Origin of the sequence: uncultured Vagococcus sp., from assembly GCF_963518325.1 — a bacterium.
Classification (GTDB): Bacteria; Bacillota; Bacilli; order Lactobacillales; family Vagococcaceae; genus Vagococcus_D.
The window spans coordinates 15234-41629 of the sequence record NZ_CAUQJB010000039.1; the positions used below are offsets into that span (position 1 = coordinate 15234).

The following is a 26396-nucleotide window of genomic DNA, read 5'->3' on the forward strand; positions in this document are numbered from 1 at the left end:
GGCTTTACATCCTAAATAGTTCTCATTGTTTAGTCAATAAAACCACCTTCAATTGAGTGGTTAATTTAAGTATGATTGGACCTGTTTTTATTTACAGATGATCTTTTATTAGTCGCTTGCTCTCTCAAAAAGAGTGTCATTGATTGTGTGTTGTTCTGGTGAACAAAAAAAAAGACTCTATAGACTAGTCTTCACTAATTGATAGAGTCTTCGATGATTAGGGAATGGTTAAGACCTGCCCCGGATAAAGATCTGGTGTTTGGAGGTGATTTTCACGTTGGATGGTCATCACATCCACGCCGTAACGTGACGCCAACCGGTATAAGGTATCCCCTGATTCAACGGTATAGGTTTTCGTCGCAACTGGTTCAGCCGCCGGAACTGCTTCTGTGTTAGTGGGCGCGTGATTGTTCGTTTCTGCCTGTTTTTGCGGTTCTTCTCGTTTCACTGCATTTGCTGGTAGCCACAATTTAGCGCCGGCAAATATGCCGTCTTCTTTTAATTGGTTGACTGCCATTAAGTCTGCGATGCTGATGTTATAGGTGGACGCGATTTCTTCTAATGTTTCACCTGATTTAATCGTATGATCAAAGGAAGCTTTGGCAACTTTGACTTCTAGTGGTACCTCTGACTCTGGTGGTACAGCCGTCTCTGGTAGCCTTGAGGCGCTGGTTGCAGTTGTTTCCTGCGAACTCTCCCTTTCTTTACTGGTGGACAGCATAGGACTGGTTGAAACCATCGGCGTCTTGCTGGGCTTTCCTTCGCCAATTTTTTCCTCTGTTAACAAACCGCCCAGAATGAAGAAGGTCGTACCAATGACACCGGCCGTTCCTAATCCTATGACAATTTGAAGCCATCTACTGCCAAGTTGATGGCGATGACGTTTCTCTTTCACCACCGCTCGAGTAACCGATCCTGATCGGCGGCTTCGACGAGAAGTCGGAATCGTTTCCGGTTCCTCTACTTTGCGCTCCATTTGACTGGTTAGGCCATCTTCAATAAACGCTTGTTGTTGTTCGATGGACATTCCTTGGAGCGCCACTAAATAATTTTGATAAGACTCAACGACTGTGTCACAGGGGCCAAACTCTCTCAAACGACCGAACTCCAGCCACAGTAGCTGATCACAATAAGGGATGAGTTTTTCCATATAGGGGCTAAACAACCAAATGCTGCCACCCATTAATTTTAATTCCTCTAAGCGAGCCAGCACTTTTAATAGAAAGCGCGTCTTTAAAAAGGCCAGACACCCGTCAATCATGATGACCTGAGCGGTTCCTTGTAATTTAATGCTCAGTTCCAACTGAGCTCGCTCTTCCATGGTGTATTGGCTAATTTTTTGGTAATAGCGCTGGCCTAGTTCTGAATAGGCTTCACAGCGTTTAAGTAATTTTGAGGCCTTTTTTTTGGAATAGCCTTGGGATTGATAAACCTGCTGGGCATAAGCATCTCCGGTCTGTTCGCTGCGGGTGACCCCTTCTAAATCGATGTTAACAATCGGCCCATCGTATCCAGCAAGGGTTCCTTTTGAAGGTGTTCCTTTTCTTCGCAGTATAGCCGATAAGGCGTCCATGCCGGAATCTTTCTCGCCAATAACCCCTACAATCTGACCAAAAGGTTGCTCCAGTGTAATGCCATCTAATAGTTTTAATTGATAGGTGCCAGTTTTAATCGTGGTTCCCGTTGCTTCGTACATTGTAACGTTATCCAGTTGCCATGATTGTTCGTCCAATTTATCCCCCCTTTCCAAGTATCTGTGTCTTTACTCACCGCTGGCAATTTGAACCGGCGACTGATTCTCTGAGATAAGCTCCTCGATGGTGGCTTCTAATTCACTGATGTATAAATTGGCCTGATCCAGGGTCTTTTTCTGAGCGTCAATGGCTCCTTCTAATTGACAAATCTGATGGTCTTTTTTCACTAATTCGGCTTCAAGGGTTGCCACAATGGTTGCCATGGTTTCTTTTATCTCACCTGCTAATTGATTGACTGCTTCCATTATTTCGTGCTCCTTTCGCTTAAAGTTGAAAGGGTAAAGACACTGGGGCTTTCTACTAGTTCACGAGTATACTTATGGGCCGTTCCCAGTGACACTTCACAGGCATTGGCGATTTCCCGTAAAGATTTTTTTTGCTTGGTAAACATAAATTGAATGCGATCTATCTTTTGCTGACTTAACTGTGGTCGGCCCCCTTTTTTGCCTTTTTTTAGAGCCCGTCTTAAACCAAGTTGTGTACGCATGCTAATTAACGATTTTTCTCGATTGGCTAAAGATTTAAGCAAGAAAAAGTAGGTTTCATCTGACTCCACCTCTTTTTCGATGAAATGAATCTTAACTTTTTCATGTTCCATCAATGTCATAATGGGTAAAATCTGGCTAATCTGCAAACCTATACTTTCAAGGTTAACCACGACTAACTCATCTTTGGTGTGCGCCATCACAAAATCTGAGAAGGAGGCCAGTGCCGATTGACCGTCCACTGCCTGAACTACTAAATCACAGTTACCTTCTTCGTACAACCTTTGCCATTCTAATTCATCGTGCTTGTTTATTGTGTATCCGATCTTCATGAGTGTCTCTCCTTTGGCTATGGCCATTTTATTTGAACGATGCTATATCACTGTTTTTCTGTCGCGCTTCCCCTCAGGTTCAGGCGCTTAACTCCCCTTATATGAAACAATAGCTTGTCCATTTACTCAATAAAACTGAAGCTTAGTCTCCTCAGCTCTTTCAATAGGGGGACAAGCTACACGGTTGCTTGTGCTCCTTACTGCTGTTCATCCTTCGGCTTCGACTCTACTTCCTTCATGTAAAAAACGTCATAAACTACTGTTAGCTTAAACTTTTCATCGTCCACCTCTGCTGGTTCTTCTGGTGTCTCCTCCAGAGCTTCGGCTATTTTTTCGAAAATGCTTTCTGTCTCATAGGTATAAGAATGAAACCGAATGAAACGCCCATCGGCTTCCAAGGCTTCGGCAAACGTAAACAGCTGTTCCTTCGTCTCGGCACTAAAATCAAAGGAATAATTACCTACTTGTAAGAGTTTACTGGGGTCCGTCTCTGCTTGGAAAAATTCTTTTTCTTCCAGTGTGGCTCTGCTAATCCTAGCGCCCTTAGTCGCTAAATTAGTTTCAATCATCTCAAAGTAACGACGCACCTCAATTTCTGAAGGGATTCCTTGGATGTGGGCTGAATCATATAAGCCAGGTTGTTCGGATAATAATTGTTTTTCAGCTTTTACGACTTGGATTTTTTCCATTATGTCAGCCGTCTCTTTTTCGATGCTGTTAACTTGTGTGTGTTTTGGTGCGACAAAAAAGAAATACATCCCCACCATTGCCACAACAGTTGCTAGAAGCGCAATAATTGTGACAAACTTAATCGTCGTTGTAAATACTACTTTTTTCATTTGCCCGCTTCTCCTTTTATGGCCAGTCTTTCAGGTACTATGTTTAATAGATAGGTTGTATTGGCTACGGTCAGCTTGTCACTTTTTTTATCACCTGTCATCGTTTTAAAATGAGCGCTATCCACCCAACCAATACTTGACAACTCATCTAATGTGGCGCCAATATGCGTCAATGTTAAACTTTCAGCCTCTAAGGTGACCGGCATGATGTTTTCTCCTTGACTGGTTTGTTGAACAGCCGATTCAGCATCTGCAACTTGATTATCCTCTTCTGCTACCGCCAATGAATAGGTCAAAACTGACATCTGGTTCTTTGTGACTGTTTGATCAATTTCACGCAACAAGGGTGAAAACAAATAGCTAGTGCTTTTTATTTCAGCTAGTTTGGCTTGCATAAGACTGGCTTGTTCTTTTTTTAGCTGATCAATTTCCCCAGTGGTTCGGGCTAATACGAGACTTTGTAAATTCTGTTCTTCTTGCTTGGATCTAATCTGGCTTTCAGTAAGCAAACTACTTAGAAACAACGCAATGGCTCCCACGATTAAGACAATCACCACCACCACTGCTGAGTACAATGGGGCTCGATTTTGTATGTTTTCTTGTGGCAATAAATTCACGTTCATGGATGATTACACCTCTTTCATTGCCAATCCTAAGGCTAAATTGTAACGGGCCGGAATTTTTTTACCGGAACTATCCTTGGCCATCCCTGATAGGATCTCAAAGGAAATATCCAACTCTTGTTTAAACAATTTTTTGACGGTGGTTTGCAACAGGGGATTATCGCCAGTCACCATCATTTTGCTCAATTCTTTGTTGACTGAAATAACGGATGAATAGTAATAAAGGACATTACTAACCACCTCGCAAAGCCGTTTGAGGGCTGCTTTTTCGACTTCTTCGTCAAAAAGCCACTTAATTCGGTCATCATCGGCTTCTATATCGTTCCAGTCGACTGACTTAACGTCACGATTTAACAACCAATCGACTTCTTCAGAGTCTTCTGGTGCCGGTGCCCAGTGTCCAGGATTGTATTCTTCGTATTGGGTATAGATCGGAATGTCTTTTTCAAAAATCGTAAATGTTGCCACACCACAATCCACTTCCAACAGTAAAAAGCTGTCGCTGCTTTGTTTTTTGCGTTTTTCTTTTATGATCCGTTGATAAGCGAGGGAGGTAATGTCAACCGCTGCGGCATATTGCTTGACCTTTTTTAAAGTCGTGGCTACTAAGTTCAAGGATTCTGCTGGAGTTGCCACAAAATAAACCACTTGATTGGTTTCCACTGCTTTACTTTTGCCGCGTTTTTTCTTGGTTGAACTACTAGTTTCCGTCACTTCAATTAAATCAAAAACGGGATTCTCGAAGGGCATTTGAATGCCATCTCCTAATTCCAAAAAGAGAAACTTTTTTATTTCATCTGCTTTCATTCCTGCTGGTAATTCAACGGACTTAATTAAAACATTTTGGTTAAAGGCAGCATAGACCATCCCTTGATTGCTTAAATGGTAACTGGAAAAGATCTTTTTAAAGGCTTGCCTTAAGGCGGAATCGTTTTTTATTTTGCCGTTTTTTATGATACTGGATGGTAAGGTCTTTTCACCGTATTTTTTTACGACTGGTGGGTTGATACTTTTCATTTCCACAAAGCGAACGATATTTTTTTTAATATCTAGGCCAATATAGGTTGGCCTGGTTTTCTTGATTAATGCCATGTTCTCACTTTCCTCACGTTAACATCTCATTTATAATAAATTTGATTCTGTCAAATTGCCCACTTAGTACGAAATAGGTCAGATAGGCACCGATTGCAATAAAGGGGCCAAAGGGAATATAGCGACTTTTATCAACCTTGCGAATCAGTTGATATAGGCCATAGATCAATCCCAAAACAGATGCCACTACTAGTGTGATCAACGTTCCTTGCCATCCCAAAAAGAGCCCTAAGACACCAAATAATTTGATATCGCCACCGCCCATGCCACCTTTGCTTAAATAGCCTAATAAAAATAAAAGTCCAAATCCTATGACGGCGCCTAAAATGGATGACCACCATGGATTGAGTGGGATAAACAGACGCTCGACCACAACTAAACCTAAAAAAAACACTAGAATCTTGTTGGGAATTAACCGAGTGGTAATATCCGATACTGAGATTATCACTAACAGACAAACCATCGTCAGACAGACTAAGGTTTCCCAATGCCATGACAACAACCAGGGCGTAACCGCAAATGCTAGTCCCGTTAAACATTCGATTAATGGATACACGATGCTCAATTTAGCGCCACACTGCTTGCATTTCCGACCAATCAGAAAATAAGAAACAATTGGAATTAATTCGCCGATTCCCAATTGGTGACCGCAGTCTGAACAGTGTGATCGAGGTTTGATAATGGATAACTTTTTAGGAACCCGCTGCCCCACAAGCATGCAGAAAGAGCCAAAGACCGTTCCTACTATGAAGAGATAACTATATGTAAAAATAATCTTAATAGGCATTTCAGGACTCCTTATCCAGTTAATAATTTTTTTGATAAAGGGGATGTCTATAAAATCCAACATCCCCATATTTTTACAATTTATTCAGCAAACTTGAAATCAGCTCTTTTTAATGAACTAATTTGCTTATCATTCACTGTATGTGCTTTATTCTTTTTCTTGCCAGCAAGTAAAGCATCATCTGCCACTGCAATACTAAGCACACCATTTGCATCTTTTGTCACAATAATCTTTGCTGAATCTGCAAAGGTTACTGCTTTTAATAGGCCATCAGTTATTAACTTTTGAGCGTCTACTGGCGCATCTGTGACCCAAGCTTTAGTTTCATCCGTTGCATTTTGAGCATCGTAAACTTGTGCAGCAGCCATTACTTGTTGAATAGCTGCTACCTGTCCATCTTCACGAGCATTTTGAATAACTGTACCAATTCCAACAGCCCCAATTCCTAGAATCACTGCTAAAATAACGACTACCGCAAGTAACTCTACTAATGTTAAACCCTGTTCATCCTTCATTACATCTTTCAAACGTTTCATTTGTATTCCTTCTTTCATTTTTTATTAGTTTATAAAAAGGCCTTTTTTATAACACAGTTAACTTTATCAAGTCCATTCACTCATTACAATATCCTTTCGTCGCAGTTTTCGTCACTTTTGTGACAAAATATGGAACAAATATTTAATTGTTTATCCTTGCATTTGTTGGTACAACGAAAACATCGGTGTCATAATGGCTGCAATAATGAAACCTACAACTACTGCAATAAAAATGATAATTAAAGGTTCCATGATTGATTTAAAGCGTTCAGAAGCAACAGCTACTTCTTCTTCATAAATATCAGCTAACTTAGTTAGCATCGACTCAAGGGCTCCAGTCGATTCGCCAACTTCCACCATCTGAGTGACTAACGCAGGAAATGCCCAACTTTGATGAAGGACAATGCTCATAGAACTCCCCTTCTCAACCTCATTGCGGCACTTTAGCATGATATTTTTCATATACAGATTGTCAACTGTTCCTTGCGCCATTTCCAATGCGGTGACAACCGAAACTGAACTAGATAGTAAACTTGCTAAGGTACTCATAATGATTGAAATATTACTTTTTTGTATTAACTCACCAAAACCTGGTAAACGTAACTTGAATATGTCGATCTTTAATCGAAACTCTGGACTTCTCAATAATAATCGAAAGATAACAAAAGCAATAATGAGAAACACTACAATAAGCCATCCTTTGGTTTTTAAGAATATACTTACATCTCGTGTCACGACCGTTATACCTGGTAGTTCACCTCCCATTTGATCAAATACATCAACAAACATCGGCACCACATAAACCATTAGAAATATCGAAACACAGACTGCCATAACCATCAAGATTATAGGATAAATCATCGATGATATCAGTTTGTTTTTACTTCTGTTTTGCTTATCAAAAAAAATCGCCATTCTTAATAAGGTGGCCTCTAACGTCCCCGAAGCTTCGGCAGCTTTAATGACATTCGTCAGCATCGGTGGAAACACTTTGGGAAATTTCTCATAGGCACTTGATAATGTTTGTCCGGCTTTTAAATCATCCACCACACTTTCCAAGGCATTTTTTAAGACTTTACTGGATGTCTGTTGAACAAGCATCTCATTGGCCCGAATCACTGTAATACCCGCGCTGATCAATGTGGAAAACTGTGTTAGATAGAACACCAAATCCTTTAATTTTACTTTTGGTTCTAGAAAGGTTATTTCTTTTGTGGCCAATGTCTCGGGCATTTCAAAGACTTCAATGGGCTTTAGGCGCTTGCTTTTTAGCTTATCTCTAACTGTCGAACGTGAATCGGCTGACATTCGACCTTTGCGAACGTGGCCGTTTATGTCTCTGGCTTGATAACTGTACTGTGCCATTAGTCGCCTCCTTCCATCATGGCTTCTGCGACACTGACATCTACGCCATGATTTTGTATTAATTGAGTTAGACTGCTTTCCATTGTATGCATGCCAAGGTCTCTCCCCATCTGTAACATATTCGCAATCTGATGGGTTTTATCGCTGCGAATCAAGTTGGCAATCGACTTGGTGTTAACTAACATTTCTGTTGCCACTACACGGCCACTGTGATTTTGATTTGGCAATAGGCGCTGAGCTAAAATCCCGACCAACGCACCGGCAAGTTGCGTGCGGATTTGTGATTGTTGTTCTGGGGAAAACACATCTACCAACCGTTCAATCGTCGAAGCTGCGCTGGAGGTGTGAAGTGTGCCTAATACCAAATGCCCTGTTTCCGCTGCGGTTAAGGCGATTGATATTGTCTCAAAGTCCCGCATTTCTCCTACTAGGATAATATCGGGATCTTGACGCAGTGCAGCTCGCAACCCGTTAGCAAAACTTTGGGTATCTACGCCCACTTCCCGCTGATCAATGATGCTTGATGCGTGATTGTGGACATACTCAATGGGATCTTCCAAGGTAATCACGTGTTTCTTTTGGGTGCGATTCAAGTGATCGATCATGGAGGCTAAGGTCGTTGATTTTCCAGAACCCGTTGGACCTGTGACTAAAAATAGTCCTTGATGCTTTTGGATCATTTCTTTCAACACTTCCGGCAAAAACAAACTGTCCATTTTGGGAATTGCCGTGGGAATCAAGCGGATGGCGATTGACGTGTTGCCTTTCTGCTTGAAGATATTGACCCGATAACGACTGACTGCTTTAATTTCATAAGCCAAATCCACTTCTCCCATGGCTTGATAAGTGTCCCAACGTTCTTTTGTGCAAAGTGCGCGAGCATAAGACAGGGTCTGATCATTGGTGAGTATTCCTTCTTCGTCTAATAAACGTAGTTCACCATTTTTCCGGAAAATAGGTGGGACGCCAATAGTGAAATGAACGTCCGACACCTTGGATGTGACGGCTAATCGTAAAATGTCCTCAATGTGAGTATCTGCTTGTTGTGACTCATAAGAGCTCTCGCTCTCTTTGTTTTCTTTTCGACTTTTACGTTTTTTCTTTGTCTTCTCACCCATCTGGTCAAAGTGAGTACTTCTTTGATCGTCCATCTTGCCCTCCGACTACCCTTTTTATTTATGCCTGTTTATTACTTCTTCTCATCTTGATTATCTATCCTTTAGTTGAAAAACTAATTCATACGTCCGTAACCGACTTCTTCACCTTGGTAGAATCCCCTAACTTCGATAATATCTCTAGAGCTAATTCCAGAATAAATTATTATCCTTCTAGAAAAATTTTCCTCATAGCTAACTTTCATAATTTTAGCGAGAATGCCATCTACGAATAACTCTAACTTATCAGCTTTCATGTAATCAATTACAATATCTCCAGCTTGAATCGACACCTTATACTCATTCTCCACAGGCCATTTCAAACTGCCAATAGGTCGCTTCAACAGATTAAAGTCCGCTTTTAAATCAAACGTATTTTTCATCTTCAAACGGGCTTTCGCCGTACCTTGTAACCCGTATTCACTTGAGAATCGTCCTTCAATATCTTTAGTCAACCACTGATTATTAAGCAGATCGTAGGTCAACGTGGCTTCACTGGTCATCATGGTGTCGGCATAACCACCTATTTTGATAAGAGCGGGCATTAGACTGTCCAACATGACCCCAATGCCAACATTTAGCCCTAGTTCGGTTTTCATCTGTCCTTTTAATTGTGCCTCCAGCGTGCTGCTGCTGACTTCTTTTTTATCGTAGACATCTACAACATAGTCAGTTGTGCCGATTTTGATTTCTTTTGTTTGACTGCCTTTATTGTCGTCAGTCGTTTTATTGTCTTTGCCTTTGTAATTCTTTTTCTGAATGTTTAAGCCCGTCAGATAATCGGTTGTTGAACCTAGAGAAAATGTCCCTTGCAGATTGGTTGACCCTTTGGCATCACACAAAATCATAAAGGTCACCATGGGACTAAATCGTTGGAGGCTCTTCTCGTTTTCAGCTAAATATTTGGTTAAGCTCATGCCGTATTGAATGTCCACAGCGTTGCCCGTTTTAAAGCCCACAAAACCTAGCACGATGCTGTCACTCATTTTAACCCCTTCAAACTTAAACAAGTTGGCGAATTTTAATTCATTTTTATAGTTAAGATTAGTGGCATCTTTAAACTGCTTCAACGCTTTGCTCATATTCATGGTGCCACTTCCTAGATTTTCTGAAAAATCACCGCCGAATTTTAGCCCATTAGTCGTTTCTTCTTGAAATTCCATGGCAAATCGCAGTTGATTTACCTGTCCTTTTTTCAAATTAAGATCCACAGCCGAATCGACTGTCAACTTATTTAAACTCAATTCTGCCAAGAGACTAATTTGATCGTTTTTCGTCTCTGAATTCCCATCATGATCGTAAATTCTCAAGCCACTTTTACCGTCTCCCAAGCTAAATTTGCTGGTTTCCCCTAATTCGATTTTAGGGCTTATAAAGTCTGCCAGTTCTCCCCAGTCCACAAAATGATTAGGTTTCTTACTTCTTTCCGCCACCGTATCCGGTGTCACTTGCGCTTCTTGATACTCACCACCAACGATTGAGCCATCTGCCGTCATGACATAAGCCAATCCTTCAGTCAGGGAGACCGTCTCATCAATATCCCAACTCAACTCTTCTTCAAATAATTCGCTAATATCCGGCTCAGAAAAGACATAACGAATCCCTTCTTTGACTTCCTCACGTCTGATTAACTTACCGCTATAGCCTGCTGGAATAACGGGTGAAGATGGCAGATATATCATGTGCCCAATGGTCAATTTCTTATCTTGATAGGCTTTTTCGATTAAATTGTCTCGATGCAACGTCATCTGCAACTCGTCATCGCTGACGTCCGGCGTATTTTTCGTATCGACGACTTGTGACACAAAGGAATTGGCTAGTTCTATGGCTTCCTCATCCGTCACAAACACATTGCCTTCTTTTAAGGTCACTTCCGTTGTGACTCGTTTAATGGTTAAAGACTCTTCCGTCACATTCCCTTGCGCATCTTCTGCTCTGATGGTGACATAATTCATCCCAATGGACAGAGGCAATGACTGTTGCCACGCCGTCGTACCAGTCATGGTACCTTCGGCTATCTTCTCTTGATCCCCATTGTAACTGTCGTAAGTCACCTGCTTAAGCTGTTGGTTGTCTGAAGCTACGCCAGAAAGGTCAATAGTTGCTTCTGGTGTTGTCAGGTACCCTTCTTCAGATTGAGGTTCCGTTAGCTGTAAGATCGGTGGCTCCGTATCGATTTCAACAGGTTGATTTTTAATAAAGGCGGCCACCTCTTCACTGCCCGTTACATGAAGGGTATCTGCTACCAATGACAATTCTTTGGCGTAAATCGCCCCAGTCAGGTTGATCTTTTTGCCAATAATTGTGACTTTGCCATTAGGGGCGTAAATAAAACCATTAAGTGACAAATCAGTGGCTGACAGTGTGATATTTCCTTTTTCAGCATATAAAATACCCGTTTGTCTTAATTCTTTAGCAGTGGCTAACACACTATCTTGGGCCCCGATACTATTATTAATCGTTAACAGCCTGAGACCTGCCAGGTAAATATTTTTACTGTGAATCACATTAGACACCACTAGTTGACTTTTTATTTGAGCCGTTAACCGGTCTTGATACTGCCCACCATCTGATAGACGAGTCAACACAGCTTGATGGAGTTGAGGGTCCTCTAGAGGTGGTGCCCCCAAGACTTTATCTGTTAGTTCCAATTTTTTAGTCAAATTTTTTAACTGGCCACTAACATTGGCTTGACCACTCACTTTGACATTCTTACCGGTTAGTAGAAGATGACCATTACTCTGAATATCACCGGTAATATGGCCCTCTTTTATGGCGGTTAACACAAAACTATTGCCCGTTTCTTGTGTTGAAACCAACACAGGCGGGCTCTCTATCATCGGTTGGGTCTCTGCACCATTGGCGGTCAGACCACATACTAAACCACTCACTAGCAATCCCATACTTATTACTTGCCTAAACTTTTTCATCTCACCACATCACATTCTATTTTTCTAAGAAACAAGACTAATTTCTTTAGCTACCATACAAGAAGATACACAGGGGAGGTTATTTTCTTCTCGCTAGACTAGTTCCAGCGACCGTAGCCTACTTCTTCACCTTGATAAAAGCCTTTAACTTCAATAACAGCTCTGGGGCTAAGACCTGGATAACTAACCATAATACTTGATAAAATCTCTTCATAGCTAATATTTATTATCTTAGCCAGATCACCATCAACATAGAGCTCTAAGCGATCGGCCTGTATATAATCGATAACTATTTGACCAGCTTCAATTGCCACTCTATAATCATTCCAAATTGGATTAGGTGGCACCACATTTGATTTTCCTTTTAGGGAAATCTTGCCGTAGTTTTCCATTCTAAAGTTCCCTTTAGTTGCAGTATCCGTGGCATTAACGCTTAGTGTTTGACTATTACACAATTTACCAAAGTTGACGTTAAAGAGATTATTCTCGCCAAAAGTTCCCGTTGGATTGACGTTATAATCGCCACCTAATTGATTCCAATAGTTAATCTCAGATAAATCAGTGGCATTGATTGTGGTATTAGTCGAATAAAACAACTTATTGCCTGGTTCTTTATTGGTAATTTCAAAATTACCTGGTGCCGTTAAGTTAAAGGTAGCGCCTTTATACTCGCTCTCCACTACACCTTTTTTACTTTTACCGGTCACAACTAATTCTGCCCCTTCGTTCACGTTAACCCGTGATCCGTAGTACTGTAGTTTCATCGTGGCATAATTTCCGCCACCACGACCATTAAAGTAAGCTTTACTGTTTTTGGCTAGATTTAAGACGGGTGATTTATAACGTTCTTCAGGAATATCACCTAAATAATCCGCTCGCGGAATAAATTGAAAGGCAACGCCAGCAGCATCAACATCTAATGTGGCATTTTCATCAATGTCCACTTTGTAAACTTTGTCGTAAAAAACTGGGTAATAATAGTTGACGTTGCTTTGCGGTCCTATTTTTACGGTTACTTGGGCATCGGCCCCAATTTTGACGGTCCCTACGGCTTTGCCATTAACGAGACGACCGTTAAAATAAAAGGCCGAAAATTGACCATGATCCTTATTGGCTGCGACACCGTTATAGATTGAATTAGGTAAAAACTCCAAGGAGTGAACCCAAGCATTTTCTGCACGAGTATTAATTGTATTAGTGCCACCAAAGGTTAGTTTCCCTTCGCTTAAGTGGATAAAACGAGCACCTGTATACGTTACGCCCTCAGCGTAAACATCCCATCCTCTACTTGATGGCCCGTTTCCTGCTCCACCTGTAAAGAATCGGCCAACGGCTGCATCCCCAGCAATCTTGGCATTTTTAATGGATAAGAGGTTCGTGCTGTTGTAATTTTGTTTGCCATAAATTGAATTAATTCCTGAAGTAATCACAACTCCCTTATCAGCATTCCCATTAATGACTAAGTCACGGTTGGGAATATTGTGAATATCTCCTTTAAAACTAAAACTTTTAGTGACATTAATTTCTGTGACGTTGCTGTTAAGTAGCGCAGACTTAAATTGATCCAAACTGGTCACTTCTGCTGTTTGAGCAGCTTCAACTACTGTTGGCGATTGTCCAAGTATGCTTGATGGTGTGATGAGTATTGCCGCGGACAAAGAGATTGTCATACCTGCCAGCAACATGCCCTTAATAATGCGTTTTTTCTTCATTTATTATCTCCCTTTTCCCCTGTGCATCTTCTTATATGGTTGCATTACTCACTCGTTGCGACTCTTAATACTTCTTTAATCGTGGTGTAACCTGCGATGGCTTTAGCCAAGCCATCTTCTAAAAGTGAGGTCATCTTTGATCTCCGAGCACTTTCGACCAACTCATCTTTCTCTGCCTCCTGAGTAATCAAGGTTCGAATTTCTGGCGTAATCACAAATAACTCGTGAATTGCCATTCGCCCTTTATAACCTGTCATGCCACAAGTCGGACACCCGGCACCTTCATACAAAACAGATGCAGACAAGTGATGTTTTTGCAAAAACGCCTGATCCTCCTGACTGGCTGGGACTTCTTTTTTACAGTTTAAGCAAATGGTTCGCAATAAACGTTGAGCCACAACCCCCGACAAAGAGGTTGAGACTAAGAACGGATCCACTCCCATATCGGTTAAACGATTGACGGAGCCAATGGCGTCATTGGTATGCAAGGTGCTTAAGACCAAATGACCAGTCATGGAAGCCCGCACTGCCATTTCCGCAGTCTCCGTGTCCCGAATTTCCCCCAACATGACAATGTCCGGATCCTGTCTTAAAATTGACCGTAAACCAGCAGCGAAAGTTAAGCCGATTTGACTGTTGACTTGAACTTGATTAATTCCCACCAACTGATATTCCACCGGATCTTCTACCGTGATAATATTCACATTAGGATGGTTAAGTTCCCCAAGGGAGGCATATAGCGTTGAGGATTTCCCTGATCCTGTCGGGCCGGTAATCAACAACAAACCATGTGGTTGCTGAATCAAACGCTCATATTGGCTTAATGTAGCCGCTGAAAAATTCATATTGCGCAATCTTTTTAAGTTCGCCGACATCTCCAACACTCGAATGACCACTTTTTCACCAAAGACCGTAGGTAGAAAAGACACTCGTAAATCCACCCGCTTTTGACCCACCGTGATTTTAGCACGACCGTCTTGAGGCAAGCGATTTTCGGTAATGTCTAGCGAAGAGATGATCTTGATCCGTGATAAAATGGGGTTTTGTATGTTTTTAGGCAACCGTCGTTCTTCGACTAATTCACCATCTACTCGAACACGGACAACCAATTCCGTTTCCTGAGGATCAAAATGAATATCACTGGCTTGTTGATCCACGGCATTTTCTAAAATAGCATTCACTAATTTAATGATCGGTGCATCTTCAGTCTGGCTCAGGATCGCTCCCGTTTGTGGGACAGCAACTTGCTGTTCCTCTAGCATCCACTCTTCCAAATTGGCATCTGTAGTAAAGTTTTTGGCAATCGCCAAATTAATGGACGCCCGTGTGGCAAACACCGGTTTAATTTGCAGGCCTGTCAACAAGCGTAATTCAGTCGTCGCTGAATAATCCAGAGGGTCCGCCATGGCTACTTTTAAGCGACTGTCTTTTTTCGATAAAGGAATCAACGCTCTTTCTTGAGCAAATTTTTTACTGACTAACTTCAATACTTTTTGAGAGAAGGAGTAGCTGTACAGGTCAACAATTGGAATTGCCATTTCTTTACTTAGCAGTTCCATCAGTTGAATTTCACTAAGTAGCCCTTCTTCAATGACCAACTGTTCTAATTTTTTTGTAGCAGTCGTTCGTGCTTTTAAGTTTTTTAATTCTGATTCAGAGATGACTTTGGCTGCCACCAATAGGTCATCGATACGCATGACTTTTCTTTTTTTCCGACTTCTACGTCTGGCCATCATGTCCTCCTTTTACTTCCTTGTATTAAACATAGAAGACTGTCATTATTTAATACTTAATATTCTCAATGAAGGCACTGGTTCTGTTGATGTATTGTAGCGTATCCTGATTGCCAGTGTTTGAGTAAACTAGTGTCACTTTACCGTTACTGGCTGCACTGTCATCATAAGTACCTGTGGACTGATTAACTGTATTTGAAGAAACCCCTAGGTCCGTTAATAATTTTTTTACTTTCGTTAAATCAGAGCTACTGCCTACTTCCAAAACGATTTTGCCATTTGATCCCTTGGCTTTCCAATCTTTTAAAAAGGTGGTATCAAAGAATAGAACATTCGGAACAACCTTCATGCGAAAGACCGTATTGTTTTCCATGGCTAGTTCAAAAGGTTCCACACTTGTGTAACCTAATTGGATACGACTTTGATTTTTTAATTGGATTAGTACTTGTCCATCAAATCCTTTAGGTACCGTAGATGAAAAAGCTATATAATTTTCAGTTGCAAAATTAGGTTCTACTAGCTGATTAGTCAGTACTTTCTTTTTATTATGTTTTGGAGCATCGATGTGCGTCACCCCTTTAACATTCAAACTTGTATTTTTACCATCCAAAATCAAAACACTTCTCTTATTTGATAATAGATTTGATAGATATTTTCCATCAATATCATTTGATAAAATTCTATAATGCATATTACTTAATAAAAAATTTCCCTCTACATTAATTTGTCTTGTATCAGTTAAATTGGTTTTAGACGTGATCCCATTAACTTTATATTCAGCTGGACCTAATGTAACCAACGAGTTAGTAATCATGAGTGAGCCCCCTTCAGAATGCTGAAGTTTATTCCACTGCTCCCCTTTTAATATTGGACCAAACACACTGGAAGGGCGGTACTCATCCAGATTCACTTTATTCAACGTTTCTTTCACTTGAACGACGCCTCTTCCTAAAATCAAACCAGACTCATCGCTCTTTTGATTATTAATAGCACCATTGACCCAGAAATTAGGTGAAGTAATTATATTTTTATCACTGTTATCAACAACTAAGCGACTATTCGGTTTTACGGTTGCTTTAATGCCATCACCATTTAAATCAGCAATCTGCCCTCCACTGTTTAACTCATTTTCTCGAGGATTCAAGCCAATATAGATTCCCGAACCAGCATTTAACGTTATATCCTTCACATAATTTTCAGTTGTACTGCCTTCATTAAGATTAGACAGTTTAAGAACGTTATAAATATCCAGTGAGGCAGTGGGCATAACCGTTGAATCACCTAATAATGACACGCCCTTTTCAAAAATTAGAGAGCCCACAAATGTATTATTCGTTCCCACTCGATTTAATTTTGAAAAATCAGCAACCTTGTTTTTATCGCCATAATCTACCAAATACTCTCCTCGTTTACCATAAATCTGATCTGAAACTATTCCTGGTGGTAAATTCGTCAGCTTTAAATCTTGATAATAACCAGTTTCTTTTTGTGACTCCATTAAATTCAAAAATGTACGGGAAATATAGTTAGGATTTGAAAAACGGAACCCCCGATTTACATCAATCGCTTTAAAATTACTCGCCCAATAATCAGCTTGGACAGCTATTTCTCCAGCTTTTTTACTGACCCATTGCAAAGAATAGTTATAATCACATGTTAGTTTCTTGAGCTCTCCTTCTTCTGACACGACTGAAATCCTTAATGGAAAAGTCGTTCGGTATGCATAAATATTATCCTCTAAGGCTTTTTCATCTGATATATTTACTTGATCATACCCCTTGGCTTGGGTTTTCCCGACCGAAATCGGCTCAATTTCCATCTTATAACTTGGCGTTGATGAACTTGATAGCGGATGTTCGCCTGATAAAGTTGTATTCCACTTTGTCCTGATCTTATTCATTAGGGCTGTCAGTTTCACTTCGTTCTCGCCAAAACTTTTTACTTCACCACTTTCAGGTGAAATCTCATCATAAATCAGTTCGGCTAATTGCAACTTCGCATCTTGAATGGCTAGCTCTCCTATATCAAGCTTTTTTTGATGTTGGTCGACTTTTTTGATTTGAGCACTCGTTGATAATACTGCCGATAAAATAACAAATGCCAATAGTGAAATAAACAAAGAAAAAATTAAAACAAACGCTAATGTATACCCTTTTTCATTTTTGATCATCTCACCACCATCCTTTGCTCCCTTTTTCGACGTATGTTGTTAAGTCGACGCGTCTCGTATAAATCAATTGATTGTCTTTATTAAAAAAATCCAAGGTCACCATATTTAAATTCGTGTTATTCTCCCGATAGTTGGGTTTACCAAGCCCCTCGGGATTGGTAACAATCAACTTCGGATTAATTTCCTCCTTATCAATCAAGATGCGATTGTGGGAATTTGTCAACCTAATTGTTTTTCTGCCACCACTCTTGTTTACTAAACTAATCTCTGCAGTATTATTATCTTCAATGGTTAATCCTTGATTATGCTTTAACATCGTTGTCATTTTAGCCACTAGAATATTGGCTGTTTGCTGACATTCGGCTTGAAGGGTCTGTTTACGGGTAATCGCCATTACGGAGTTTAGCACTTGCATGGTGCTTACAAATAAAATAGCCGACACCACTACTACTGCTAATAACTCAACAAGGCTCAGTCCCTCTTCCTCAATGACAATTTGTCTAAGTGTTTTCATAGTGACCTGCCTCCCCTACTCAGCTATTGGATTTTTATCCTCATCATTGATAATCACCCACTTAAAGTAGGTATCCGTTAATTGATCACCGCTCTGGCTGTCGTATATGGTTAATTGAATGTTTAAGCCATATGGAACGGATTCGTCCTTGGCAACGACTCTTGCCCCTACTAAATAGCGGAGATCCCCACGATAATAACCTAAACGTTCAGGTAAACTAGTCAATTTACTTGGCAGGGTGACCCCATCATAAGTTACCTTTCGCAAAGGCACTCGTGGCACTGTATTTCCTTGTACGTTGACATAGGAGGTGCGAAATTTTTTCTCACCAAACCCACTGACGTTGGTAGCTGGATCAACGACAAAACCGGTATCATCCAGCAACAAATACTTACTTCTAGCCACCTCGGCCGGATCACTGGAGCCCACACCGGTAAAACAAGTCCAATTAATATCACCTACGTCAATGGAAACGGCTCGGTTCATCAGCCATTCTTTGACATCTAATTTAACACTTTGTGCCTCGGTCAATTTAACATTATAATTCAACGCTTTTTGGTTGCTGACGAAAAAGCCTGCCATCGATGTGATGACCAAACTCAAGATCACAATGGCTCCTAAGACTTCTATCAGGGTTGCCCCATTTTCTTGTTGCAGTCGATTCAACTGGTGCCCGTGGAGGTCTTCTTTTCTTAGCATCTTGGTTTTGGCTCCTTCAATCTTAGCGCCGTATAACTTGGCTATCCGTTCTTTAATCCGTCTCATATCAAAAGCCAGCATTGGCGAAGAGACGTACAGCACGCTTTGGTCTGCGGCTTTCCGCTCAAAGGAGTCGATGGTCGTCACAATTAAATCAGCTTGGTGCCGGCCGGCGTTTCCAGATTCGATTACATAGTTACTTGTGACATTTTCTTCAAGATAGCGACCGATTTCTTGTTTAAACAACCCGTTAGACTCCAGCTTAAGGTTGAGCGAAAATCCTAGTTCGTAGTCGCTCATGTCAATCACTAAGCTAAAGATACCGATTAATATTTCTTTCAAATAACTATCGGACAATTGAATATCCTGTGAAAATGTCGTTTTGACGACTTTTTCGAAAAAGAAGTTGAATTTTTTTTCGAACAAGACGTGCCGTTGATAAGGTGAAAAAATGTAGCGGCGCAATGTTTTTTGAGCAATTTGACTGTTGATGGTCGGATGCGCATAGACCATCACATTGGTTAGTTCTTCAATTAAGCCTTTCTTACTATGAAAGCTTTCTTTGACAAAAAAAGTTTCAAATTCACTTACTAACTTTTCTGCCGTGTCGTAAGGATTGGTTTTAAAAAAGGAAAAATAAAAATGTTTTAATTCTAATAAATAAGCTTGGTAGTTCTCACATGGTCTTTGAAAATAAAGGAATAAAAACATCTGTAAATCTTTTGTCAAACTGACTTTCCCTTTGATTTTATGCTGATAGACGATGCTAAATTCTCTTTCGAAAAATTCCTTTAAAGGTGAGAGTCTGCGCCTTAATTTTGCTGTTTTGGTCGGATTGGCCTCGGTATAGACAAAGGATTCTGCTTCGATGACTTTCTTTTCAGTTCGCTGGTTAATTCTCAAATAGAGAACTGCTAATTGAAAGAGAAACTGTTCTTTTTCAACATCGGCTAAGCCACCATCGGTTTGGCACTCAAATTGTTGGTAAATCCGCGTTATTTTTTCTTTCGACACGATTTCGTCAAAGGGCCAGGATATCCCACCATAGACATCCCAGAATAGTGAGCTGTAAAACATGATGATGTTATATTCGTCTCCTTCAATTCGCAAAGGTCGATTGGTGAGAATTAAATCATAATGGGCCAATTGTTCCTTTAAATAATTGCATTTTCTGGTGACACTGGACCGGGCTAGGAACATGAGGTCAGATAAGATGGCCATTTTGGAAATGCCATAAAAGAGCATGGATTTCAATATAATAAAATAATCGGAGGCTTCGTAAAAATACTTGTAAACGCGCTTCAAATGAAAGGATTCCGAAACGGATAAAACTATCTTGTGTTCTTCTTTCTCAATTACCACTGAGAGGTTCTCTTCATCAAAACTTTTATTAAGAACATAAATCAATTGATTTAGGGTTTTCGAACTAATATTCAAACAGTCTTTGGCTTCGCTGTAAGAGGACTCACCTGCTTTTGATAAGAGCAGCTCAACCAGCTCCAATTCTTGTTGTTTGACTAGAGGTAATAAAAATCTCATGCTTAGTTGCTCCTTTCCCTAATGCTTTCTTACCTTGAGCGGCTGACTAACTCCACTTTGGCAATGGCGTCGGTTTTTATCAGCATCTTTTCTAGTAAATAGCGTGTTTCTGATTCTAAAACAAATAGTTTCTCTTTTAGAAAAACCAGATCTTCCTGATAAGCAGCCTTTTCACGTTCAAATTTTTCGGTTGATTTCTTAATGTCAAAATTGGCTCTCATGATTAACTGGTTGGCGATGTCTTTTGCTTCCAGCATGACTTGTGCAATATCGGCTTTTTCCTGATCTGCTGGTTGACTGGTCTTTTTAATCGGAACAGATTGAACTGGTTGTTGGTTCAGCTGATGCTCCAAACTTCTGATTTTCTGATCCCGTCTCGCTAGTTTTTGCTGAATATCGATGGTTCGATTATTGACCAGTTGGGCTATTTTATCGTTAATCGCTAAGCTGTCCTGACTTTGTTTCTGGATTCGTTCGTTAAGTTCTTCTTCTAATTTCTTGATTTCTACTTCTTTATTTGCAATAACCTGGTTTAAGCGGTTGACTTCTGGTTCATTCACTGTGGAAGTGAGTTGCGGTCCCTTTTTATGGCGATGAGCGTCTACTCGCAATACTAGGTTTTCTTCAATTAATTTACGGTTGGCCTGTTCCACTCGTTTTTTTGCATCGAGATATCGATCAGCCAATTCTTTACTCTCACGTAAGGCCTCAATCTGTTGGTGAGCCTCCAATAAGTCCTGTTGACTGTTGTCACTGACGGGTTTTTGTTGTTTTTCCAAATGCTTGAGGGTCTTTTTTAATTGGCCATTAGCTTTAGTCATGAGTTGTAACTCGTCAACACATTCGGCTAATTTTTGTCGCAAAGACTTGTTTTCACTCTCTAATTCATCCTTTAGTCCTTGTAACAATTTGACTTCTTGACTGATTTCACTGTTTTTTACCGAACTGGCTGAACTTTTTCGTCTATTAATCTGCATGATAGGTGATTGGCTCCTTATGACTTTGATTATGGTTCTTTTTTGATTTTCATTTCTAACGGTCTAACTGTTGTAAAAAAATCAGCACGATAACGCCATTTGATTATTTTGTCCGGGCTAGATACCCTTTAAATAAATTACCCCTTTTTGAAAAAGACAAATAAAAAAAACTGCCTTAATCATTCTGCCCCTTTTTTGATATACTGGGTATTTTCCAATACTTCATCGTAGTTCATTACACCAAAGGGCGGGTACTTAAGGACGGCTTGTAAATGAGCGCTAATCTCAGATAGTTCAACTAAGCGATGATAGGTCTGCTCCGTCATTTTTGCACGTCTTGTAAATAGTTTGAAGCGAATAGTTGAAAACAGTGCTTCTTCCTGCTTTTCTTCAGACAAAAACTTTTCCACCACAAAATGGTATTTAAATTCATACCAGTCATTTGGTTTTTCTTGTAAAAACTTTCGCCAGGTAAAACTAAGTAGGCGAATATTTTGCTTAATTTCCTTGTACTCCGAATAGGATATCGTCACGTTTAATTTCATATACATAAACTCCTATCTTTTATTCTTCAATTTACACTTTTATATATTTCATTTCACAAGTGCCTCTGCACATGGCCAATTAACATTTAAACCCATCATACACGGCTAAGTCTCCCTTTGCTAGTTCACAATTTAGTTTTTTTAACACTCGTTAATGAATGTTATTTTTATACTTACCTTCGCATCTAATCGGCGAAAAGTTTCATATTCATGAAATTCCGCAGGGTAATTCGTTTTTTTTACAAAAACTGTTCAAAAAACCTTACCTGTTCATAAAACATCTTTTTTTAAAGTTAATCGACTTTCTCTTCTGATTTTATTGTCTTTCCAAAATAAATGCCTTATGGTTGTGTCAATAATTAGTTTTTTTAGACCCAATTTTTGATTTGATTAATTTTTTAATATCTATTTAAAAATGAACTCAAATGCTTTATGGTTATAGATAGCCTTAGCTAGATGTTTGTGAGGGTGTTCAACAAACTGTTGATTAATGTTATAACTATTGGGTAAATGAATCGCTAACCGTCTTGCTCACACCGCTTACGCCTCTTTTGACTGATTCGCCAGTCGACCTCTGGACTGAACAAACCTTTTACTTGCTGAGGTTTAATCACAGGTCTCAATTAGGATGGCAATACCTGTCTTGATTAATTTGCTTTACAATTGTCCCAGTCACCACAATTGTCGCTAGTGGAACCGAGTTGTGGCATTGAATTGATTAGATTATTGACTAAAGTTAAAATACCCCTCTTTGAAAACGACTCAAACTCGTGACACACACGGATTGAGTGCAGGAAAACTGCGATGACTAAAGGTCAACGGTTTTCCACTTGATTACCAGATGCTGCATTAAGACAACCCAACACTTGGAGGTGCTCGGATGAATGAATTACTAGATGGTGTAGAGAAGCGGGGGCTGCTCTTTTTAAAAGCGCTATATGCTGAAGAACGCTGGTGGACTGAAAAGGAATTATCGGCTGTGGGCAATTGCTCATCGGAAACAACCTTTCGCACTATTGCCTTTTTGAAAGAATTTGCAGCTCAAACGGATCAATTTTTCACTATCACATCGAAAAAAAATAAAGGACTTTTCCTGGAAACTTCGGCCTCACATTCAATAGGGGAAATTGAGGGTCACTATATCAAACGATCCCTCAGTTATAAAATATTAGACAATCTATTCCAAAAGAGGAACTTAAACTATCAGCGCTTGGCAAAATTATTATTTGTTTCTCCAAGTACGATTTACCGAAAAGTCAAAAAAATTCAATTATTTTTAGAAGAAAATGGACTGTCCTTAAACTTGACGAATTTCTCAATCGCAGGTCCTGAATGGCAAGTCAGAGAGTTTTTTTACCGGGTATACTGGTCTGTTCTCAAAAGTGGTCAATGGCCTTTTAATGAGTTTAGCTATCAGCAATTAGCCCACACGTATCAACGAACGATTAAGGGCATGTCACTGAAATTAAGTAAAGTAGAAGATATTCAGTTCTATTATCGTTTGGCGATTAATAAAATCCGTCATCGTGCTGGCTTTTTTATTCAGGATGCTATTGTTCTTGACCCTTATTTTCACTACTATCGGCCAATTGTCGGGGCCTTTATTCCAGCTGTAATTCCACCAGTTTATCTGGACTATGAGACCACCTTTTTAACCTTTGCTTTAGTCGCTAATCCAATCTTTGACGAACAGTCTGACAACTCAGACTCCAGATTATTTTGGCATCAACACAACCCAAGCGATGCCTATTTATTTTCAAAAGGGATTTTAGATTCCGTCAAAGAAAACTGTCCCCAAAACCTGATTCACAACGAGGAACGACTTATGTTTAAATTGTTAAATCTCTATTACTACACCATGCTTTTTTCAAAATTAACACTGGCTCACACTAATATAGAAGCATTTATCAAAAGCTTCTCACAAGAAAACACCTATTTTTATCAGCACATCATCAACAGCATCAACAATATTCGCCACTTGCTTCCCAAAAGTGTCTTAAGTTCAAACATCAATTATTTGCTTTACCACTTATTGCTTATCTTTAGCTCAGAAATCGATGTTAATTTCATGAATAACCGGATTTATGTTAAGTTATCTTGTACGATTGAGCCTTTGAATGAGGAGTATTTAAAGCAATTTCTGATAAAAAAAGCGAACCAGCCGCTTATTGTACACACGAGTCATTCCTCTGATATTCCTCTCAATCAATATGACTTACTGATTACAGACAACTTTATGGCTGAATATGAGTACCCTTCAGCCATCACTCATTGCATTTGGGACTATCCGCCAACGCAGCGGGATTGGCATAACATTTTAGAAAAAATTGACACCATTGCCTCTCATACTTTGGTATCCCTCTAGCATCACTTAAAAGAGCCTTCTGATGGCGATCAGAAGGCTCTTTTAAGTGATGGATTAAGTTATGTTTTCCTCTTTGGACACGTGAATTAATTACAATAATCGCTCTTTCTTATGAGGTGGGTTTGTTTGATACGCATGGCTTGCAATCCGCCAATTTTCAATTCGCTTGTGAATTATCTTTCAATAGGTCCGTTTTATTGATAAACTAGATAAAAGGAGGTGATAGATGATGACAGTAGCGTGTTTAGAATGTGGCGTTAAAGGAAACCGAAGCGATGCTGAATTTTGCTCCAATTGTGGTGCTTCTTTAGCTGAAAATATGTGTTCAGACTGTGAAGAAGAATTGGCTCCTAAGGATTGCTATTGCTACTCTTGTGGCTCTAAATCAACTTTTTATGAAAGCGGTAAAATTAAACCAATCGAGTCTCTTTCATAAGTTTGATTCAGTGTGATAATCCAACCATTCGATTGCCTTTGCTGAAGGCAATCGTTTTTTATGGTCAGCTATGACTTCCTCCAGTAACAACGGCTCTTTTTAACTGTTTACTAAACAGTTCTTGTCACTTCCAGCAAATAAGTCGTTATTTAATCTAACTGAGGTCGGAGGATTAATGTTAGATTTCAACTCTTATAACAGCAGTTATAATTCTTTTTAGTGAAAAAAAATTCAAATAAGCCTCTCTCTCTTTATTACAAATGATAATAACTGTTTACTGACAATTGCCATTATCTTAAAGTTTATATCGCTAAAAAGGTCTAAAGTCTCGCCTTTTTCTCTTCCCGCTTAATCATTTATTCACAATCGTTCCTTATTAGGAGAAAGTTTGTATATTATGATTGTGTCTCAGTTATGTTACCTCTGTTTATTTAAGGGTTATTTATGATACAATTTTAGCTACAATATTTTATGGAGGGGGCTAACGTGTTACTATTTATTTTATTTTTTATCAATCTTAACCCTTTCGTGTTATTTTTCTTTTCCAAAACCTTTAACCACAAACCTTTACGCCAAGCAGCGATTTTCCTATTTGTTTTAGCCCTTTTTCTGGATTTATTTTTTATATGGAGACTTTCTTAAAAAACGCCTCGTGGATTTGTAGTGAACCAATCCATCGTAGCGTTTTATTTTTTGGGCAACATCATATTTGGGTAAATGGTTTTCATCATGGCATCTGGGAAAGTTTGATCCAGTCGTTGCTCAAACTTAGTTTCGGCTTTGATTCCGCTATTTCGTTCTGTCCAGCGTTTAACAGCTACAACGGATAAGCCAATGTTAATTGCCAACAAGATGATTAATAATTTCGTGTAGCGTGTCATCCTTGAAGCTGTGACTCTACTTAACACCTTCATCACTTGAGGATATCCATAGCGGACGAAAAGTAGCCCTAAGACACCCCAAAAAAGCATGTAGATTACGCTAGTGCGCCCATTAAAAATCCCCAATGCATAAGGTGGATAATGCCAGGATATACTGCCAACCACACTTTCCTGAACATAACTGCACACTACTTCATAAAGTCCACCTAGAATACTACTTGCCATAAAAATAATCCCTTTGTTCTTTTGTAATATTGGAGTAAACAAGAGGGTCATCAATACAACGGCGATCCCATAAACTGGACTCAGAGGCCCAAATAACAATCCCTGACGGCTTTCAAAGATCCCGTTCTTCACCAAACAAAAGGCGGTCTCAATCACATAGCCTAAAAAAGAGCCCAGAAGAAACAACCAAAATACAGTTACCCAATCCATTTTTTCTATGGTAACTGGCCTTGTCTGTCTGCTAGCAGATGCCATTCTTAACGCCTCCTTCATGAGTAGTTGTTTCACCTTTAACTATAAAGAAGTTGCTTCAGCTTTACCTCATGCTTAAGTCGGAACTCTCCCTCAAACTTATTGTGTATAAACAAAAAAGACGGCCGGCAGACCATTTTCGTGGTCTAACCTACCGTCAAGCAGTCCTATTTTTATTAAATGCTGCTACTTATTAATTATTTTTTATGTTTGATTTTATCGATGACTTCTTCTGCTTTGTCTTCTACTGCTTCAAAACCATCTTCGATTTTATCTTTAACTTTACCGAAAGCACCTTGGGCTTTACCTTTAAGTTCTTTGCTTTCGTCACCTGTCACTTTGCCGACAGTTTCATTTGCTTTACCTTTGATTTCATCTTTGTTTACCATTCTAAGTCCTCCTTTTTCTTATGGGTCCGACCTTCAATTCTTAGTACCTTGGTGCTTAGAAA

Annotated in this window: 22 protein-coding genes; 2 read left to right on the forward strand and 20 right to left on the reverse strand. The window is 39.7% G+C overall.

Going from position 1 to position 26396, the window contains the following annotated elements:
* Positions 1–217: 217 nt before the first annotated feature.
* The 18 genes from RWN13_RS20855 to RWN13_RS20940 all read right to left on the reverse strand — a co-directional run bounded on the left by RWN13_RS20855 (position 218) and on the right by RWN13_RS20940 (position 21786).
* A complete protein-coding gene (locus RWN13_RS20855; RefSeq protein ID WP_314067673.1) occupies positions 218–1732 on the reverse strand; it encodes a LysM peptidoglycan-binding domain-containing protein in 1515 nt (504 codons plus the stop codon).
* 30 nt (positions 1733–1762) lie between these two features.
* Positions 1763–1999: a hypothetical protein gene (locus tag RWN13_RS20860; protein ID WP_314067674.1), complete on the reverse strand. Its 237-nt coding sequence runs from the start codon at positions 1997–1999 to the stop codon at positions 1763–1765.
* A complete protein-coding gene (locus tag RWN13_RS20865; protein ID WP_314067676.1) occupies positions 1999–2571 on the reverse strand; it encodes a recombinase family protein in 573 nt (190 codons plus the stop codon). The genes RWN13_RS20860 and RWN13_RS20865 overlap by 1 nt, the downstream gene beginning before the upstream one ends.
* 197 nt (positions 2572–2768) lie before the next feature.
* A complete protein-coding gene (locus RWN13_RS20870) occupies positions 2769–3410 on the reverse strand; it encodes a hypothetical protein (RefSeq protein ID WP_314067678.1) in 642 nt (213 codons plus the stop codon).
* A complete protein-coding gene (locus RWN13_RS20875; RefSeq protein ID WP_314067680.1) occupies positions 3407–4033 on the reverse strand; it encodes a hypothetical protein in 627 nt (208 codons plus the stop codon). The genes RWN13_RS20870 and RWN13_RS20875 overlap by 4 nt, the downstream gene beginning before the upstream one ends.
* A gap of 6 nt (positions 4034–4039) precedes the next feature.
* A complete protein-coding gene (gene pilM / locus RWN13_RS20880; RefSeq protein WP_314067682.1) occupies positions 4040–5125 on the reverse strand; it encodes a pilus assembly protein PilM in 1086 nt (361 codons plus the stop codon).
* Positions 5126–5138: 13 nt separating this feature from the next.
* Complete coding sequence (locus tag RWN13_RS20885) at positions 5139–5912, reverse strand: A24 family peptidase (protein WP_314067683.1); 774 nt, start codon at positions 5910–5912, stop codon at positions 5139–5141.
* Between the two features lie 80 nt (positions 5913–5992).
* Complete coding sequence (locus RWN13_RS20890) at positions 5993–6448, reverse strand: prepilin-type N-terminal cleavage/methylation domain-containing protein (RefSeq protein WP_314067684.1); 456 nt, start codon at positions 6446–6448, stop codon at positions 5993–5995.
* A 150-nt stretch (positions 6449–6598) separates the two neighbouring features.
* The gene (locus tag RWN13_RS20895; protein ID WP_314067686.1) at positions 6599–7813 is read right to left on the reverse strand and encodes a type II secretion system F family protein; all 1215 of its coding nucleotides are present in this window, start codon (positions 7811–7813) and stop codon (positions 6599–6601) included.
* On the reverse strand, positions 7813–8964 hold the full coding sequence (locus RWN13_RS20900) for a type IV pilus twitching motility protein PilT (RefSeq protein WP_314067687.1): 1152 nt from the start codon (positions 8962–8964) through the stop codon (positions 7813–7815). The genes RWN13_RS20895 and RWN13_RS20900 overlap by 1 nt, the downstream gene beginning before the upstream one ends.
* An 80-nt stretch (positions 8965–9044) precedes the next feature.
* Positions 9045–11897: a hypothetical protein gene (locus RWN13_RS20905; RefSeq protein ID WP_314067688.1), complete on the reverse strand. Its 2853-nt coding sequence runs from the start codon at positions 11895–11897 to the stop codon at positions 9045–9047.
* 98 nt (positions 11898–11995) lie between these two features.
* Positions 11996–13609, reverse strand: a complete 1614-nt coding sequence (locus RWN13_RS20910; RefSeq protein ID WP_314067690.1) for a pectate lyase-like adhesive domain-containing protein — start codon at positions 13607–13609, stop codon at positions 11996–11998.
* A 44-nt stretch (positions 13610–13653) separates the two neighbouring features.
* Positions 13654–15342 (reverse strand): ATPase, T2SS/T4P/T4SS family, encoded by a 1689-nt coding sequence (locus tag RWN13_RS20915; RefSeq protein ID WP_314067692.1) that lies wholly within the window; start codon positions 15340–15342, stop codon positions 13654–13656.
* 49 nt (positions 15343–15391) lie between these two features.
* On the reverse strand, positions 15392–17512 hold the full coding sequence (locus RWN13_RS20920) for a hypothetical protein (RefSeq protein WP_314067694.1): 2121 nt from the start codon (positions 17510–17512) through the stop codon (positions 15392–15394).
* 1 nt (position 17513) lies between these two features.
* Positions 17514–18026 carry a hypothetical protein gene (locus RWN13_RS20925; RefSeq protein WP_314067696.1) on the reverse strand — a complete coding sequence of 171 codons (513 nt, stop codon included), beginning with the start codon at positions 18024–18026 and terminating at the stop codon, positions 17514–17516.
* A gap of 15 nt (positions 18027–18041) precedes the next feature.
* A complete protein-coding gene (locus RWN13_RS20930) occupies positions 18042–20264 on the reverse strand; it encodes a helix-turn-helix domain-containing protein (RefSeq protein WP_314067698.1) in 2223 nt (740 codons plus the stop codon).
* A 29-nt stretch (positions 20265–20293) separates the two neighbouring features.
* Positions 20294–21241: a hypothetical protein gene (locus RWN13_RS20935; RefSeq protein ID WP_314067700.1), complete on the reverse strand. Its 948-nt coding sequence runs from the start codon at positions 21239–21241 to the stop codon at positions 20294–20296.
* A gap of 179 nt (positions 21242–21420) precedes the next feature.
* A complete protein-coding gene (locus RWN13_RS20940; RefSeq protein WP_314067702.1) occupies positions 21421–21786 on the reverse strand; it encodes a hypothetical protein in 366 nt (121 codons plus the stop codon).
* Positions 21787–22666: 880 nt separating this feature from the next.
* Here RWN13_RS20940 and RWN13_RS20945 point away from each other — a divergent pair.
* Both RWN13_RS20945 and RWN13_RS20950 read left to right on the forward strand, forming a co-directional pair.
* Positions 22667–24151 carry a helix-turn-helix domain-containing protein gene (locus RWN13_RS20945; protein WP_314067703.1) on the forward strand — a complete coding sequence of 495 codons (1485 nt, stop codon included), beginning with the start codon at positions 22667–22669 and terminating at the stop codon, positions 24149–24151.
* A 226-nt stretch (positions 24152–24377) separates the two neighbouring features.
* A complete protein-coding gene (locus RWN13_RS20950) occupies positions 24378–24587 on the forward strand; it encodes a double zinc ribbon domain-containing protein (RefSeq protein ID WP_314067704.1) in 210 nt (69 codons plus the stop codon).
* Between the two features lie 686 nt (positions 24588–25273).
* Here RWN13_RS20950 and RWN13_RS20955 read toward each other — a convergent pair.
* Complete coding sequence (locus RWN13_RS20955; RefSeq protein WP_314067706.1) at positions 25274–25948, reverse strand: putative ABC transporter permease; 675 nt, start codon at positions 25946–25948, stop codon at positions 25274–25276.
* A gap of 194 nt (positions 25949–26142) precedes the next feature.
* The gene (locus RWN13_RS20960) at positions 26143–26334 is read right to left on the reverse strand and encodes a CsbD family protein (RefSeq protein ID WP_314067708.1); all 192 of its coding nucleotides are present in this window, start codon (positions 26332–26334) and stop codon (positions 26143–26145) included.
* Between the last annotated feature and the right edge of the window lie 62 nt (positions 26335–26396).